The 16,020-nt window shown below is 67.8% G+C and carries 13 protein-coding genes; 11 read left to right on the forward strand and 2 right to left on the reverse strand.

Annotated features, from left to right (window positions below; genetic code table 11):
* Window positions 1-23 precede the first annotated feature (23 nt).
* Both ppgK and pssA read left to right on the forward strand, forming a co-directional pair.
* Complete coding sequence (ppgK, locus tag JY500_RS21540) at window positions 24-770, forward strand: polyphosphate--glucose phosphotransferase (RefSeq protein ID WP_246479721.1); 747 nt, start codon at window positions 24-26, stop codon at window positions 768-770.
* 18 nt (window positions 771-788) lie between these two features.
* The gene (gene pssA / locus JY500_RS21545; protein WP_172202248.1) at window positions 789-1,406 is read left to right on the forward strand and encodes a CDP-diacylglycerol--serine O-phosphatidyltransferase; all 618 of its coding nucleotides are present in this window, start codon (window positions 789-791) and stop codon (window positions 1,404-1,406) included.
* Between the two features lie 41 nt (window positions 1,407-1,447).
* Here pssA and JY500_RS21550 read toward each other — a convergent pair whose 3' ends face one another.
* Window positions 1,448-1,795, reverse strand: a complete 348-nt coding sequence (locus JY500_RS21550; RefSeq protein ID WP_172202247.1) for a hypothetical protein — start codon at window positions 1,793-1,795, stop codon at window positions 1,448-1,450.
* A 92-nt stretch (window positions 1,796-1,887) separates the two neighbouring features.
* On the reverse strand, window positions 1,888-3,030 hold the full coding sequence (locus JY500_RS21555) for an ABC transporter substrate-binding protein (RefSeq protein WP_206254565.1): 1,143 nt from the start codon (window positions 3,028-3,030) through the stop codon (window positions 1,888-1,890).
* 249 nt (window positions 3,031-3,279) lie between these two features.
* Here JY500_RS21555 and JY500_RS21560 point away from each other — a divergent pair, with 249 nt between their 5' ends.
* From JY500_RS21560 to JY500_RS21600, 9 genes are all read left to right on the forward strand, one after another.
* A complete protein-coding gene (locus JY500_RS21560) occupies window positions 3,280-4,116 on the forward strand; it encodes an AraC family transcriptional regulator (RefSeq protein ID WP_206254566.1) in 837 nt (278 codons plus the stop codon).
* 41 nt (window positions 4,117-4,157) lie between these two features.
* A complete protein-coding gene (locus JY500_RS21565) occupies window positions 4,158-4,466 on the forward strand; it encodes a putative quinol monooxygenase (protein WP_206254567.1) in 309 nt (102 codons plus the stop codon).
* A gap of 4 nt (window positions 4,467-4,470) precedes the next feature.
* A complete protein-coding gene (locus JY500_RS21570) occupies window positions 4,471-4,770 on the forward strand; it encodes a YciI family protein (RefSeq protein WP_206254568.1) in 300 nt (99 codons plus the stop codon).
* Window positions 4,771-4,878: 108 nt separating this feature from the next.
* Window positions 4,879-7,545: a TIM-barrel domain-containing protein gene (locus JY500_RS21575; RefSeq protein WP_206254569.1), complete on the forward strand. Its 2,667-nt coding sequence runs from the start codon at window positions 4,879-4,881 to the stop codon at window positions 7,543-7,545.
* 168 nt (window positions 7,546-7,713) lie between these two features.
* Entirely contained in the window at window positions 7,714-9,912 is a 2,199-nt protein-coding gene (locus tag JY500_RS21580) for a S8 family serine peptidase (RefSeq protein WP_206254570.1), read from the forward strand.
* Between the two features lie 327 nt (window positions 9,913-10,239).
* Window positions 10,240-11,295 carry an alpha/beta hydrolase gene (locus tag JY500_RS21585; protein WP_206254571.1) on the forward strand — a complete coding sequence of 352 codons (1,056 nt, stop codon included), beginning with the start codon at window positions 10,240-10,242 and terminating at the stop codon, window positions 11,293-11,295.
* 120 nt (window positions 11,296-11,415) lie between these two features.
* On the forward strand, window positions 11,416-12,417 hold the full coding sequence (locus tag JY500_RS21590; protein ID WP_206254572.1) for an extracellular catalytic domain type 1 short-chain-length polyhydroxyalkanoate depolymerase: 1,002 nt from the start codon (window positions 11,416-11,418) through the stop codon (window positions 12,415-12,417).
* Between the two features lie 191 nt (window positions 12,418-12,608).
* The gene (locus tag JY500_RS21595; RefSeq protein ID WP_206254573.1) at window positions 12,609-14,825 is read left to right on the forward strand and encodes a TonB C-terminal domain-containing protein; all 2,217 of its coding nucleotides are present in this window, start codon (window positions 12,609-12,611) and stop codon (window positions 14,823-14,825) included.
* 253 nt (window positions 14,826-15,078) lie between these two features.
* Window positions 15,079-16,020, forward strand: coding sequence for a GGDEF domain-containing protein (locus tag JY500_RS21600; RefSeq protein ID WP_206254574.1), 942 nt, complete (start codon window positions 15,079-15,081; stop codon window positions 16,018-16,020).

Below are 16,020 nucleotides of genomic sequence, written 5' to 3' on the forward strand. Positions count from 1 at the left end.
CGAAAAGACTTGGGGAAACCACCTTGAAGATCCTGGGAGTGGATGTCGGCGGATCCGGCATCAAGGGCGCCATCGTCGACACCGAAACCGGTGAATTGCTGACCGAACGAATCCGTATCCAGACACCGCAGCCGGCCACGCCCGAAGCGGTGGGCCTGACGCTGCGCGAGCTGGTCCAGCAGCATGGGTGGGCCGGGCCGGTCGGCATCGGCTTCCCGGCCGCGATCCAGCATGGCATCGCGCGCACCGCCGCGAACATCGACACGGCCTTCATCGGGCTGTCGGTCGCCGATTATTTCTCCGAGCAGACCGGCTGCCCCTGCTTCGTCGCCAACGATGCCGACGTTGCCGGCATGGCCGAGATGCGCTTTGGCGCCGGCAAGGACCACCGCGGCGTGGTGCTGATCGTGACGATCGGCACGGGCCTTGGCACCGCCTTCTTCACCAACGGCCAACTGCTTCCGAACACCGAGCTGGGCCACATCTACCTGAAGAACGGCATGGAAGCCGAGCACTACGCGTCCGAAGCGGTGCGCGACGCCGAGGGCCTGAAGTGGAAGCAATGGGGCGAGCGCTTCAACCGCTACCTGACGACCATGGAAGCGCTGTTCTGGCCTGATCTGGTGATCCTCGGCGGCGGCGCGAGTGCGAAGCTCGAAAAATACGCCGCACAGATCACCGTGCGGGCGCCAGTGGTGGCCGCGAGCTTTCTCAACCAGGCGGGCATCGTGGGCGCGGCGCTGTATGCCGAATCCCAACTGCCGCGCTGAGCGGCGCAAGGCTCTGCGATGAACAAACCCAAACCGTTCTCGATGATCCGCGAGTTCCACCTCGCGGACTGGTTCACGCTCGGCAACGCCTTCTGCGGTGTCGGTGCGCTGTTTGCGGTGATGAGCTTCCTGCAGTTGCAGGACGTGAAGCACTTCTACTTTGCCTGCGCGCTGATCCCGCTTGCGCTGGTATTCGACGTGCTCGACGGCCGCATCGCGCGCTGGCGCCAGAAGAGTTCGGCAATGGGGCGCGAGCTCGATTCGCTGGCGGATGTGATCTCGTTCGGCGTTGCGCCCGCCGCGATCGCCTACGCCGCCGGCATGCAAGGGCTCTACGACCGGATCATCCTGGTCTTCTTCGTCGCCTGCGGCGTGTCGCGCCTCGCACGCTACAACGTCACCGCGGAAGAGCTGGCCGACGATTCGGGCAAGGTGAAGTACTTCGAAGGCACGCCGATCCCGACTTCATTTGCTCTCGTCGCAGTGCTGGCCATTGCCGCCGCCAACGACGCGCTGGGCGACGCAATGTGGGGCGGTGTGGTCAAGATCGCCGGCTTTCAGTTGCATCCGCTGGTGCTGATGTTCGCGATCTCCGGTTCGCTGATGATCAGCCGGATCCGGATTCCGAAGCTCTGAACCAACCACGCAGAAGAGAAAGGCCGCTCACGCGGCCTTTCTCATTTGGTGATCGCTGTGTTGCGACCCGAATACTGATCGCTCATGCGCTGGGCGGCCTCGGCGAAGTTGCCGCGCGCCTTCTCGCTGCAGTAGCGATTCACGAAGGTCTCCACCGTGCCATTCGAGACTTCAGACACCTGCTGGCTCTGCCGCGCGTAGTTGTGGCCGCTCAGGAAACCGCGCACCCAGGCCAGCTGCTGGGCGCGGACGTCGGCGTCGCCCTTGGCGGCATTCCATGCAGCGCAACTCATATCGTCGAAGCCCAGGATCTTGAGCGGCGCAGCGTCCGCCGCGGCGGTCACGCAGGCGAAGAGCAAGGCAGGTATCGGACAAAGGCGGCGCGGCATCGGTGCATCCTGGAGAAAGTGGCGGCGGCCTTTTGCGACCGCCTTGTGGCGCCGGATTATCCGCCAAAGCCCGGCGCCCGCGTTGGCAACGCTCAATGGATGAAGCCGCCCTTCCCGATCATGGTCAGATCCACATAGCGCGAGCCCTTGTGGTCCGTCGGCGAGAACTGCACCGCGAAGCCGCCAACGTCCAGCTTACCGGCGCTGGCGAGTGCTTGCACCAGGCCGTCGCGAGTCGGATTCTTGCCGGCGCGTTTGAGGCCTTCGACCAGCACCTTGGCGTCGATGTAGCCCTCCAGCGTCGCGAACGAAACTGCATCGGCCGGTAGCGCCTTGGCGTGCTCGCGCACCACCGGCAGCACATCGCCCCACGGGAAGGGCACGACTTGCGACACCGCCACGCCACGGCCATCCGCGCCCAGCTCGCTCGCGAGCGCCTTGCCGCCGACGAAGGAGACCGCCCAGAACTGCGTGAAGGATTGCGGATCGCGGCGGCGCAGTTCGCGCACGAAGGCAGCACTGGATTTGTAGGCGCTCATCATGATCACGCCGTCGGCGTTGGCCTTGTTGATCGCGTCCACCGCCGCGGCGACGTCGGTCGAGTTACGCTCCACCGGTGCCTTGGCAACCAGCGCCACATTGAGCCGCTTGAGCTCGCGCTCCACATCGGCGAGACCGGATTTTCCGAAGGCATCGTTCTGGTACAGCACTGCAAGGCGCCGCCCAGCCGGATTCGCAATCGACTTGATGATCGCCTGCGCTTCATCCGAATAGCTGGCACGCACATGGAAGATCAGCCCGCTGTCCGGGCCGCGCAGTGATTCGGCACCCGAGTAGGGGCCAACCAGCGGCACCTTGGCTTCGTTCATCACCGGCAGCACCGCCAGCCCGGTGGCGGTACCAACGTTGCCGAGCATCGCAAAGACCTTGTCCTTTTCGATCAGCTGCTTCGCGTTGTTGGCGGCGCGTTCCGGGTCGTAACCGTCGTCCAGCGACACAAGGCGCAACTGCCGCCCGTGCACGCCACCCTTCGCATTGACCTCCTTGAAGTAGGCCTCGATGCCAAGACGCACGTCGTGACCCAGATCTGCGGCGGGGCCGGTCTGTGCAGCGGTCTGACCGATCACGATTTCCTTGTCGGTGATGCCGGGGGCTTCGGCGGCCTGCACGGTGCCGGCGAGCACGGCAAGGCTGAACGAGGTGGCGAACAGCAGATGTCGAACGGGGGGCAGCATTGGGGGGCTCCTCGTAGGGTGGGTGCCGCATTGGCGCAGCACAAAACGTGTGATAGTCGCCACCGTACCGGTCGCCAGGTCACCTGCAATTGAGCCAGCGCAGGTCGTCGATGCGGACGTCATTTGTTTAGCAATCGCACTAATGCTCGCCTCGCGCCGCGAAGTGCAAGATCCCCCGCCCGGCCCCCGTCACGTCGCGGGCTTTCAACACTGCAGCGATAGAATCGGGCTGACTTCGGAGGCGCCCGCGTGCATCGCTACTTCGTCATCCCCCGCCCCGCCTTGCAGCCCTACGTTGACCGACTGTGGGGCTGGGAGAGCGCGTGCGCGCCGACGATGCCGCTGCTGTTGCCGGGCACCGGGGCAGAGCTGATGTTCCATTACCGCGCGCCGATGGCGATCGACGGCGTGCGCGGCCGGCGCGATCTCGGCGCAGCCTACCTGCTGTGTGCGCGGCGTGCGCCGCATCAGCCGGTGGCGCAAGGCGAAGTGGGTTTTGTATCGGTACGCCTGCGCTCCGGCGCGCTGCGGCATTTCTGCCCGCTGCCGGCACTGGCGCTTGGCGACGACGCGATCCCGGCCGCCGACATCTGGGGCGCCGAGGGCGCCGCAATCGCCGAGCGCGTGGCGCTGGCGCCGGATACCGGCACACGCATCGCGCTGCTGCAGGATTGGCTGCTCACCTGCCTGACCCGCTACGGCAAGCGGCAGCCGGCGATCGAACTGGCGGTGCGTGCGCTGTACTACCGCCACCGCGAGGTCCGCATCGACGCGCTCGCCGAGCAGCTGGGCATGAGCCGGCGTCACTTCGAGCGCGTGTTCCGCGAGCAGATCGGACTGACGCCCAAGGCCTTCCATCGCACCGCGCGCTTCCATCTTACGGTGCGCGATCTGCTGCTAGGCGGCGACGGCGATTACCTCGCCGCGGCGCTCGACCACGGCTACTACGACCAGGCGCACTTCATCCACGATTTCCAGGGCTTCGTCGGCCGTGCACCGGCGCGCTTCCTGCAAACGGCGACACCGGCGGCGCATTTTTACAATCCGCCGATCTTCGCGCCCGATAAGGTGCCCCTGCCGCGTTGAGACGGAGCGCCCCGCTCCTGCGCCGGCATCGAGGAGCACGCATGACCGTCGTCACCGCCCTGTTCGAAGCACGCCCCGGCCGCGAGGCCGAACTTGAAACCGCGCTGCGCGAACTCGTCAGCCAGGTCGCGCAGGAAACCAGCGCGATCGAATACACGCTGCACCGCAGCCCTACGTCACCCGGACGCTTCTACTTCTACGAGCGCTATGCGGATCAGGGCGCCGTTGACGCACACATGGCCACGCCGTACCTGAAGCGCCTGCTCGAACGCGTGCCGGAACTCTGCGCCGTGGCGCCCGAGGTCGACTTCTTCGAGCCACTGGTCTCGATCAATCAGCTGAGGACCTGAGGCGATGTTCCTGATCCTGCTCGACTACATCGCACCGGCCGCAGAGATCGACCGCCATGTCGACGCGCACCGCACGCATCTGGCGGAACAGTACGCCGCCGGGCGGCTGTTGTTGTCCGGCCCGCAAGTGCCGCGCGAGGGCGGTGTCATCGTCGCCTGCGTGCGAACCCACGCCGAGGTGGATGTGATGATGGAGCGCGACCCCTTCGTGCTGGCCGGCGTGGTGCGCTACCGCGTGATCGAGTTCGTCGCACGCGCCACCCACCCAGCCCTGGCGGCCTTCGCGGAACCGGTCGCGGCCTGATCCACACCCCCACGGCTGCGCGGCAGCCAGGCGCCGATTTGATCTGCCCGGCCTCGCCCGTGCGACGCGGCGTTATGCTGGCCGCCAACGCGTCTTGGAGGTACCGGTATGCCCGCGCCGTTCAACTACTCGATCATCGGTGGGCGCATCAGCGTTCGCGCGGTGGCCGCAAACATCGTGTGCGTCAGCATCGCACCCGATGGCCATGCGCTCGCAGAGTCGCTGTTCGTGCTGCCGCAAGCCGATGCCCGAGAGGCCAACGTTGACGCCGCAGGCCTGCGCACCGCCGCGCTACGCATCGCACGCGTCGGTGGTGGTCTACAGTTCGCCGACGCTGGCGGCGCCGTGTTTCTGACGCAGGCGGCAAGCAGTTGGTCGCCCGCCGACGAAGCCCTGCAGGTCGTGCAGCACTTTCGCGCAGACCCCGCACACGCGCTCTACGGCCTCGGTCAGTACCCCGGCGGCGCATGGGACTGGCGCGGGCGCGAGGTGCTGCTGGCGCAGTCAAACCAGGGCGTCGCCGTGCCCTGCCTGGTCTCCACCGCCGGCTACGGCATCCTGTGGGATTCAATGGCGCTGACGCGCTTCGCGAGCAAGGGCCAGGGCTTCCGTTTCGAAACCGACTGCGCCGACGGCATCCGCTACTACGTCGTGTGGGGGCCGGACTTCGACCGCATCGTCGCCGGCTTCCGCCAGCTCACCGGCGCCGCCCCCTTGTTCCCGCGCTGGGCCTACGGCTTCTGGCAATCGAAGGAACGCTATGTCGACCGCGCCGAGTTGCTCGACACCGCATGCCGCTTCCGCGAGTTGGGGTTCCCGATCGACGCGCTGATCCAGGACTGGAAGTACTGGGGCGACAAGCCCTGGAGCTGCATGGAATGGGACGACAAGGTCTTCCCCGACCCCGAGGGCATGATCCGCGAACTGCATGAGCCGCACCACCTGCGCCTGATGACGACGCTGTGGCCGGTGGTCGGCGAGGGCTGCGCGCTGTTCGAGGAACTCAAAGCTGCCGGCGAGCTGTTCGAGTATCCGCACTGGGCCCAGGGCCACATCTATGACGCCTTCAGCGAGCGGGGCCGCGCAATCTACTGGAAGCATGTCCAGCGCGGGCTCATCGACAAGGGGGTCGACGCCTTGTGGATGGACGGCACCGAGCCGGAATTCGTCTCCACCCACGACCCGATGGACGGCGTGCGCGCCTGCTACGCGCAGCGCGACACCGCGTTGGGCAGCTGGCGCCGGGTGCTCAACGGCTACTCGATGTTCACCGCACGCGGCGTCTATGAAGGCCAGCGCACACTGAACAACGGCAAACGGGTGTTCACGCTGTCGCGCTCCGGCTTTGCCGGGCAGCAGCGCTATGCGGCGGCGAGCTGGTCGGGCGACATCGCCGCGACCTGGAATGTGCTGCGCGAGCAGGTGGCGGCGGGGCTGAACTTCGCGGCAGCCGGCATGCCGTACTGGACCACCGACATCGGCGGCTTCTTCACGACTGGCCTGGGGGCGCGCTTCCCCGACGGCAATCGCGACCCGGCCTACCGCGAGCTCTATGTGCGCTGGTTCCAGTACGGCGCGTTCTGCCCGCTGTTCCGCTCGCACGGCACCAATACTGCACGCGAGCCCTGGCACTTCGGCGAGCCCGGCAGCTGGGCCTACGACGCGCTACTCGCCGCCGCACAGCTGCGCTACCGGCTGCTGCCGTATATCTATTCGCTGGCGTGGGACGTCACCTCGCAAGGGGGCACGATCATGCGCCCGCTGGCGATGGACTTCCGCGACGATCCGGTCACCTACGGCATCGCCGACCAGTTCATGTTCGGCCCGGCGATCATGGTCTGCCCGGTGCTCGCGCCGATGTTCCATGAGCCGCGCCGCGAAGCGGAGATCGTCGCGGCCGACTTCCTGCGCACGCCCGCGGGCGAACCGGGCCTGATCTGGCGCGGCTATGCCGATGAAGCATCCGACGATGCCGTGTTCGCCAAGCCGGTCGGGGAACTCAACGGCAGCTGGGCCGGCGGCCCGCCGCCGGGCTTGCCCTTCGCCGGCTACCGCCTGCGTTGGGATGCCGAACTGACCGTGCGCGACAGCGGCGACTACGAATTCCTGCTCTACGGCAACGACGGCCGCCGCATGTGGTTCGACGACGAACCAGTGATCGACGCATGGCAGGCGCAGGGCATGCAGACCACCACGCTGCGCCGCACGCTCGCTGCCGGCACGAAAATCCGCCTGCGCGTCGAGCACCTGCACCGCCACGGCGCCGCGCAGATGAGTCTGTCGTGGCGCCGCCCCGGCCATGCGCCCAAATCCGAGCTGGTGCCGGCCGAGCGCCGCGTCTACCTGCCTGCCGGCTGCGACTGGTACGACTTCCACAGCGGCGAGCGCCACACCGGTGGCCAGACGCTGACGGTGCCGACGCCGATCTCGCACATCCCGCTGTTCGTGCGCGCCGGCAGCGTCCTGCCTTTGGGGCCGGTCGTCACGCAGAGCGACGCGCAACGCGGCGCGCCAATCGAGTTGCTGGTCTATCCCGGCGCCGACGCCGCGTTCGCGCTGTACGAAGACGATGGCGACGGCTACGCGTACGAGCGCGGCGCCTACACCACTCGCGCCATCCGTTGGTCTGACGCCACCCGCACGCTATCGATCCACACGCCGCACCAGGGCCTGCAAGGCCCCTCGGCGACGATCGGGGTGCGGCTCGCGGGCCGGCTGCACACCGAAACGCTGCCGCTCGATGCCAACGGTGCGGGAGCCGTGACGCTGCGGTAAATGGGTCAGAGCAGTCTGCTGCCCAGACAACCCCGGGAATTTTTCACATTTTCTCGGGATCGCCCATGGACGACGCAGCGCAGCGATCACTAGGCTGGGTCCTTTCACCGGGCTGGTGCCCATCCGGTGCCGGCACACCGCTTCACGTCCACAGAGAGGATCCTCACGATGACAAGAAACGCCTTCCGCATGGCGGCGATGGCTGCCGCAATCGCCGCCCTTGGCCTGGGTGCGCTGAGCGTACCAGCGGTGGCCGGGCAGAACAGCGACAACACCGCCGCGCGCCCCACGCAGGACACCAGCGTCGCGCTGGTGGTGCTCAACGGCGATCCGCTCTCGACCTACGTGAAGACCAAGCCCGCCAAGGGCAAGAAGATCGACTTCGGCAACACCAACGTGAAGGCGTACCGTGCCCAACTCTCCGCGCTGCGCAACGACTACAAGGCCTGGCTGCGCGCGAACGTGCCCGGCGCCAAGGTCACCGGCGAATTCGATATTGCCCTGAATGCGGTGGCGGTACAGCTCAATGGCGCCAGCCTGGCGCAGGTGTCCGGCACCAGCATGGTGAAGTCCGCGCAGTATCAGGCGCTCTACTACCCGAGCGCGGCAGACCCCGATCTCGCGCTGATCTCGGCGCCAGCCGCATGGGCCACGGCGGGCGGCAGCGCCACGGCAGGTGATGGCATCCGCGTCGCGATCGTCGACAGCGGCATCGACACCACCCACCCGTGTTTTGCCGATACCGGCTACCCGGCGCAAACCCAGGTCGGCGACCGCAGCTTCACCAACAACAAGGTGATCGCCGCCAAGGTCTTCAGCAACCGCACGCCGCAGCGCGGCTATACCGCCGAAGCGGTGGGCGAACATGGCACCCATGTGGCCGGCACGGTGGCGTGCAACTTCGCCACGCCGGCCAAGGTTGGCAACGTGACGATCCCGTACGGCATCTCGGGTGTCGCACCGCGCGCACTGCTGGGCAACTACAACGTGTTCCCGGGCGACCTCGCCAACGCGCGCTCGGAAGACATCCTCAACGCGCTCGAAGCGGCCTACGCCGACGGCTTTGACGTGGCGAACATGAGCCTGGGCGGCGGCTCGCATGGCGCGCAGGATCTGCTGACCGTGGCGGTGGACAACCTCGACCAGGCGAACATGGTGGTCGCGGTGGCCAACGGCAATTCGGGCCCCGGCTTCTCCACCGTCGAATCACCGGGCATGGCGGCCCGCGCGCTCTCCGCTGGCGCCAGCACGGTGCCGCACTTCGTTGGCGTACCGATCAGCGCCGCGGGCGGCAGCTACGGCGGCGCGACCGGCGACTTCGGCACCGTTACCGCGCCGCTGACGGCCCCGCTCGCCGTCGTCACCGGCAGCGTCAACGGCCTCAACACCGCGTGCTCGGCGCTGCCCGCCGGCAGCCTGAGTGGCCAGATCGCACTGATCACACGTGGCACCTGCAGCTTCTCGACCAAGATCCGCAATGTGCAGGGCGCGGGCGCTGCCGCCGTGGTGGTGTCGAACAACGTTGCCGGCACGCCGATCGCGATGGGCACCGACGGCACCGCGGGGCAGCCGACGATCCCCGCCTACATGGTCGCGCTGGAGGACGGCATGTCGCTGAAGGCCGCTGCCGGTGCCGCCACGACAATCAGCAACACCGCCGCCTACTTCCTCACCAGCAGCGCCAACGCGGACATCATGGCCGGCTTCAGCAGCCAGGGGCCAACCGATGTGGATGTCCGCGTCAAGCCGGATGTCGTCGCGCCCGGCGTCAACGTGCTCAGTTCGATCCCGCATCAGTTCTGCAGCGCCCCGCCCTGCTTCGCCTTCTTCCAGGGCACCTCGATGGCCACGCCGCACCTCGCCGGCTCGGCGGCGATCGTGCGCCAGCAGCATCCGGACTGGTCTGCCGCAAACGTGCGTTCGGCCATCGTGAACACCGCCGACTGGGGTGTGCTGAAGGCCGCAAGCAACGGCAGCACGATCGTCTACGACGGCAATACCGCCGGCGCCGGCCGCGAGAACCTCGCCGCGGCGGTCAACGCCAAGGTCGCACTTGATCCGGTCAGCGTCTCATTCGGTGCAGTGCCCTCGGGCAGCGGCCAGACGCGTTCCGCCACCGTCACCCTCACCAACCTCAGCGGCGCGGCGCAGACCTACTCGCTCGCCGTCGGCCCGGTCAGTGGCAGCGGCGTCGGTTTCAGCGTCTCGACACCAAGCGTGACCCTGGCCGCTGGCGCGAGCACCACTGTCAGCGTCAGCGCCAACGCCGCACAAGGCGCAACGGCTGGCGGCAAACAGGCGGTGCTGTGGATCAGCAGCGGCGGCGCGCCGGTTGCCCATGCAGTGCTCTACACCCTGGTGAAGTAAGCCTCACGGGGCGCCCTCAGCGGGCGCCCCGTTCTTCCTTGGGATTGCGGCCGCGCCGAACGGCCATCATCGCCGTGCACGGCGACGCAGCTCTCAGACGCCATCGTGGTGTCAGGGATAAACGTTGTGACAGGTGCAACGCAGCACCGCGCGCCAGGCAGTACATGCGCCCTCGTTCGGCTTTAGAGTCGACACGCTTCACGGCACCATAATCGCGCGATGCTCCCTCTACGCACACTGACTTGCCTATCCCTGCTTTCGGGACTCTGTTTCGCCAACGCCCAGGCAGCGCCGGACGGCTTGCCTGATTGTTCGGCAAGCGCTGCCATGCCTTACCTCGCCTGTCTGGCCACCCCCACAACCAAGGCCGAGTCGCCGGCTTACGAGCGTGGCGGGCGAATTGGCCGCCGTGGCGACACGCTCGACTTCCGCTGGCGCGGCGCCGCCAGCGCGGTGCGTGTTGAGGGCGCGTATGGCAACTACGGCTTCGCGTTGAACCGAATCGGGGCGAACGAGTGGGCTGCGAGCGTGCGCGTCCCGAATCTCGCCGCACTCGTTGAACGCTTCGCCTTCGTCGCCACCAACGCAGACGGCAAAGTCGTCCGCGAAACGATGCACTTCAACGGCCCGGCGGCCAGTCCGCCGACGCCCGAACGAGGGGCGATTGAGGCGTTTACGCTTGAGAGCCGGCACCTTTCGCAAAGCCGCCAGGTGAACGTCTGGCTACCGCCGGGACACTCGGCAAGCCAGCGTTACCCGGTGGTCTACATCGCCGACGGCGCCGCGGAATTCGGCAACGAATTGCTCGCCGCGATGCAGGCGGGCCGCTTGCCTGCCATGGTGGTCGTCGGGATCGAGGCCGATCAGGCGGCGCGCTTTGCCGAGTACGTGGACTTTCCGAAGCGCGAGGGCATTCCGAGCGACCCGGCACGCTTTGCGGCGCATGAACGCTTCTTCGTGGATGAAGTTCTGCCATGGGCCGAATCGAAGTTCGGCGCTGCCAACGAGCCCGGCTCGCGCAGCGTCGCCGGCTTTTCGAATGGCGCCGACTGGGCCGCAGCGATGGCCTTGCGGCACCCCGGTCTGTTCGGGCGCGCCATCGTCATGTCGCCGATCATGGTGGTGGAGTATGCGATTCCGGATGCGCCAAGCACTCGTTTCGAGCTCAGCGGCGGCGCGCTCGAGCCACCGTTCGCACTCGCCACGGCGTGTTTCGCGCAGCGCCTGCACGCCAAAGGCGGCACTGTGAAGCTGCGCTGGTGGCCCCACACCCACGCACCCGTGCAATGGCGCGCGGCCTTTCTGGCTGCCCTGCTCGACGAGCCCTCCGCGACGCTGCCCGATGCACATGCCTGCGACCGTTTCCCGGCCGACCCGTTGTAACGCCGCGAGCAGGCTCATTCATGTCGCATGACATCCGCCAGCCGCGCCGATAGCATTCAACGCGATCTCCGCTGGCGCTCACGTCCGCTGGGGAACGACATCTCACCGAGGAGCACCGCGATGCCGCGACCGCTGATCCACCATGCCCGTCGCCTTGCAATCGGCTTGATCGCCGTCGCCGGACTCGTCTGCGCCGACGCCCACGCTGACGGCCCCTTGCGCGAGCTTCTGAAGCAACGCCGAAACCAGTCAGCCCCCGCCGGAGCGAACGCGGAGTTCAGCGTCGACGTCGGCGGCGCGACGCGGCGATATCTGGTGCACATCCCGGCCAGCTATGACGCGACGCGGCCCGCCCCCTTGGTCCTCGCACTCCATGGCGGCGGCGGGGACATGCAGCACATGGCGAAGGATGAGCACTACGGCATCGTCAGCAAGAGCGATCGTGCCGGCTTCATCGTGGCCTTCCCAAATGGCACCGGCGCGATGGGCGACAAGTTCGCCACCTGGAATGCCGGCGCGTGCTGCGGCAAGGCGCGCGACACGCGGGTCGACGACGTCGCCTTCCTGCGCGCAGTGGTGGCCGACCTGCAAGGGCGCTACGCGATCGACGCGGGGCGCATCTTCGCGATGGGCATGTCCAACGGCGGCATGATGAGCCATCGCCTGGCCTGCGATGCGGCGGATCTGTTTGCCGGCATCGCCTCGGTTGCGGGCACCGACAACACGCTCGTCTGCGCGCCCGCGAGGCCGATTCCGGTGCTGCATATCCACGCACGCAACGACGACCATGTGCTGTTCGACGGCGGCGCCGGGCCGGGTGCGTTCCGCGACGAAAGCAAGGTCACGCAGTTTGTCTCCGTGCCGCAGACGATCTCGAACTGGGTCACCCGCAATGCTTGCAGCAGCGCCGCGCGGGAAGTGCTGGCAGTGCCCGGTGCGCGCTGCGAAGCGCACGAGGGCTGCCGCGGTGGCGCCACGGTCGAGCTGTGCGTGACCGAAGACGGGAAGCACAGCTGGCCCGGCGGCGGGGTCACCACGCTGTCGCGTCAGCAGCCGAGCCAGGCGATCAACGCCAACGACGTGATCTGGGACTTCTTCCAGTCAGTGACGACCCGGCGCTAGCTGGATGCACATGGTTGGCCCGCCCCCTCGGTGGCACACTCCGATAGCCAGGCTGCGGTGGGCCGTGGCACCCGCCTTAGGCGCCGGTGCAACACCCGCATCACGCGGGGGAGCGCAGTTGGCACAATCCCCCCTCTGGTCGACCTTTACGGACTCGATGTCTTCCGCCACCCAAGCCGCCGAACGGACGCATGAACGCTGAACGCCGGCGGCTAAGCCTATCGCTGTTGATCTCGCTGCTCGCGCATGCGCTGCTGCTGAGCCTGAGTTTCGGCGGCCAGGGTTTCGGCCTGCCGGGCCTGGTCTTCGCGTGGCAGAAGCGCTGGGCCATTGCGCCCGAACTGCGCGTGGTGCTACGGCCAGCCCCGATCGAGAACGGGCAGACCGCGCTACCGCCAATCACCGCGCCGCAATGGCCCGACTCGCTCGAGCGGACAGGCAACGCCGACCAGCCTGCGCCCGAGGGTGCGCTCGCCGCCCTGAACCTCGCGCGGCAGGCCGTCATCCCGCGTGCACCGGCCAGCGCCACACCGGACTCCGGCAGCCAGCCAACGGCCGACACGCCGCCACCCGCCGATGCGGCGGCGCCAGCATCCACCGTTGCGCTGATCGCGGTGGAGCGCTCGGATGACCCGGCCTTCTTCGTCCCGCCACCGCCGGCCGTGTCGAGCCCCGGCGGGGTGCTCGGGGCGCAGTCGCTCAACACCGTCGCCAACCCATCGCCACGCCAGCGCGGCAGCGATGCCGCAACGCCGGAAGCCGACGCGGCGCCAACGGAACCCCCCGCCCAGCCGCCGGAGGCCGACACCGCAGCGCGTGAAGCGCAGCGCCTTGCCGACGAGCAGCAAGCGATGCGCGCCGAGGCCGCAAGGCTGGACGCCGAACGTCGTGAGGCAGAACGGCTCGCCGCCGCGAAGCTGGAAGCCCAGCGCCTGGAGGACGCGCGGCAAGCCGCGGCGCGTGCAGAAGCCGAACGCCTGGCGGCCGCCAGCCTTGAGGCTGCGCGGAAAGAGGCCGAGCAGCGCGAGGCCGCACGCGTGGCCGCCGCAAAACTGGAAGCGCAGCGCCAGGAGGAAGCCCGCCTGGCCGAAGCCCAACGCGCCGAAGCCACGCGACGCGAAGCGGAAAGGCTGGCCACCGCAAAGCTCGAGGCACTGCGGCAACAGGAAGCGCGCGAGGCCGCAGTGCGCACCGAAGCCGATCGCCTGGAAGCCGAGGGCCGCGAAGCCACCCGCCTGGCCGCCGCCAAGGTTGAAGCGCAACGCCTGGAACAAGCCCGCGAGGCGGCAGCCAAGGCGGCGGCGCAGAAGGAAGCAGAACGCCGGGAAGCCGAGCGGATCGCGGCGGCGAAGCTGGAAACCCAGCGGCAAGAGGAAGCCCGCCTGGCGGCCGCACGCGCGGAAGCCGATCGACTGGAGGCGGAACGTCGCGAAGCGGCGCGACTGGCCGCCACCAAGGCAGAGGCCCAACGTCAGGAAGAGGCACGGCAAGCCGCCGCCCGCGCCGAAGCGCAGCGCCAGGAAGCCGCCCGACTCGCCGCCGCGAAGCTCGAGGCCCAGCGCCTTGAAGAAGCGCGCCAGGCTGCCGCGCGCGCCGAGGCCGAACGGCTGGAAGCGGAACGTCGGGAAGCCGCTCGCGTTGCCGCGGCCAAAGCCGAAGCCCTGCGGGTTGAGGAAGCCCGCCAGGCAGCAGCTCGCACCGAGGCGGCGCGGCTTGAAGCAGAGCGTCGCGAAGCCGCCCGCGTTGCGGCCGCTCAGGCTGAAGCCAAGCGCATCGAAGACGCCCGCCAGGCCGCTGCGCGCGCCGAAGCCGATCGGCTGGAGGGTGAGCGTCGTGAGGCGGCGCGCGTCGCTGCCGCGAAGGCGGAGGACGACCGCCAGGAAGCCGCGCGACGCGACGCAGCCCGTGTTGCCGCCGCCAAGGCGGAGCAGGAAGAGAACGAGCGGCGCGAAGCACGGCGCCGCGCCATGGGGCGCCAGCTCGATGAAGAGGCTGCGCGACGCGACGCCGCCAACCCGGCTCGCGCGCCCAACAACCTGCCACTTTCGCTGAGCACTGCGCGGCGGGTAAGGCTCTGGGGGCGTGCCGACCCCAACGCCGAGCTGGTGCAGTACGCCGAGGCCTGGGCACGCCGCATCCAGCTCAACACGCCGGTCGAAGCCGTGCGCGACATCGCAAAACGGCCGCACACGCAACCGATGGTCACGGTCGCGATCCGCAGCGATGGCAGCATCGAGGCGATCACCTTCGCGCTCTCCAGCGGCGTCGCGGAAGTGGACGAAGCGATCCGCCGTATCGTGCAGAGCCACGCGCCCTACCCCGCCTTCTCGCCGATCCTGGCGCGGCAGTACGACGTGGTCGAGATCCGGCGCACCTGGCAGTTCGATACGGCTGTGCGCTTGTATTGAGCCGATGCCTGCGTCGTGATGCGGCTGCCCAAAGCCCCGGCCTGAAGCACCCATCGAGCGCCTGCCACACAGCAAGCCTGGACTACGACGCAGCATCGCCGCTCGCCGGCATACGCGGATTCGCCTCGTAAGCCGCTGGTCAAATCGGTTGAACGCCGCGCGCCGGCACAGCTCAGCGCTTGATGTAATGCGCTTGGCCTTAAGCTACATGCCCGCTCCAACACCATAAGAACCATCAGAGAGACGCTCACGCATGTCTGACCTCAGCGACCTCAGCAATGACAGCGCGGTCTACAAGACCCTGCTGGAATCAACCAAGGCAATCCCTTGGAAGATCGACTGGGCGACGATGCAGTTCGCCTACATCGGCCCGCAGATCGAACCCCTGCTTGGCTGGAGCAGGCAGAGCTGGGTCTCGGCCAACGACTGGGCCGAGCGCATCCACCCGGAAGACCGCGAGTACGTCGTCAACTTCTGCATCTCGCAATCAAAGGCCGGCGTCGACCACGAAGCCGACTACCGCGCGCTGACCAAACAGAACGGCTATGTGTGGATTCGCGATGTGGTGCACGTGGTGCGCAACGCGCAGGGCGAGGTGGAATCGCTGATCGGCTTCATGTTCGACATCAGCGAACGCAAGAAGACCGAAGAAAAGCTGCTCGCGCTGCAGAAGGAACTCGAAGCCCTGTCATTCAAGGACGGCCTGACGGGCATCGCCAATCGCCGCCGCTTCGATTACACCCTCGAACTCGAGTGGCAAAGCGCGCTCAGCAGCGGCAAACCCCTGTCCTTGATCATGCTCGATGTCGACCTCTTCAAGCAGTTCAACGACCTCTACGGCCACACCGCTGGCGACAAGTGCCTGATCGACGTCGCGCAGTCGCTGAACCTTGCGCTGGTCGGCCAACGCGATCTGGTCGCCCGCTACGGTGGTGAGGAGTTCGTGCTCTTGCTGCCGGAAACCGATGCCGCCGGCGCCCACATCGTCGCCCAACGCTGCCAGCGCCTGATCGACAAGCTCGCCATCGAGCACAGGCAGAACCCGCACGGCGAGCGCATCACCGTGAGCATCGGTGTCGGCACCGTGACGCCGAGCGCCGACCTGACGCCGACGCGCTTCATCGAGGCGGTCGACAAACAGCTCTACGCAGCCAAGCAGGGCGGGCGCAACCGCATCGAGGCCCTGCTCGTCTGA

This window comes from Niveibacterium microcysteis, assembly GCF_017161445.1.
Lineage (GTDB): Bacteria > Pseudomonadota > Gammaproteobacteria > Burkholderiales > Rhodocyclaceae > Niveibacterium > Niveibacterium microcysteis.

What these genes read in the sequence shown, in the direction of transcription:
- JY500_RS21580 (WP_206254570.1), top strand. Translation starts at nt 7,714, where the DNA reads ATGACAAGAAACGCCTTCCGCATGGCGGCGATGGCTGCCGCAATCGCC.
- JY500_RS21590 (WP_206254572.1), top strand. Translation starts at nt 11,416, where the DNA reads ATGCCGCGACCGCTGATCCACCATGCCCGTCGCCTTGCAATCGGCTTG.
- JY500_RS21595 (WP_206254573.1), top strand. Translation starts at nt 12,609, where the DNA reads ATGAACGCTGAACGCCGGCGGCTAAGCCTATCGCTGTTGATCTCGCTG.
- JY500_RS21575 (WP_206254569.1), top strand. Translation starts at nt 4,879, where the DNA reads ATGCCCGCGCCGTTCAACTACTCGATCATCGGTGGGCGCATCAGCGTT.
- JY500_RS21555 (WP_206254565.1), bottom strand. Translation starts at nt 3,030, where the DNA reads ATGCTGCCCCCCGTTCGACATCTGCTGTTCGCCACCTCGTTCAGCCTT.
- JY500_RS21570 (WP_206254568.1), top strand. Translation starts at nt 4,471, where the DNA reads ATGTTCCTGATCCTGCTCGACTACATCGCACCGGCCGCAGAGATCGAC.
- JY500_RS21565 (WP_206254567.1), top strand. Translation starts at nt 4,158, where the DNA reads ATGACCGTCGTCACCGCCCTGTTCGAAGCACGCCCCGGCCGCGAGGCC.
- JY500_RS21585 (WP_206254571.1), top strand. Translation starts at nt 10,240, where the DNA reads ATGCCTTACCTCGCCTGTCTGGCCACCCCCACAACCAAGGCCGAGTCG.
- JY500_RS21600 (WP_206254574.1), top strand. Translation starts at nt 15,079, where the DNA reads ATGTCTGACCTCAGCGACCTCAGCAATGACAGCGCGGTCTACAAGACC.
- pssA (WP_172202248.1), top strand. Translation starts at nt 789, where the DNA reads ATGAACAAACCCAAACCGTTCTCGATGATCCGCGAGTTCCACCTCGCG.
- JY500_RS21550 (WP_172202247.1), bottom strand. Translation starts at nt 1,795, where the DNA reads ATGCCGCGCCGCCTTTGTCCGATACCTGCCTTGCTCTTCGCCTGCGTG.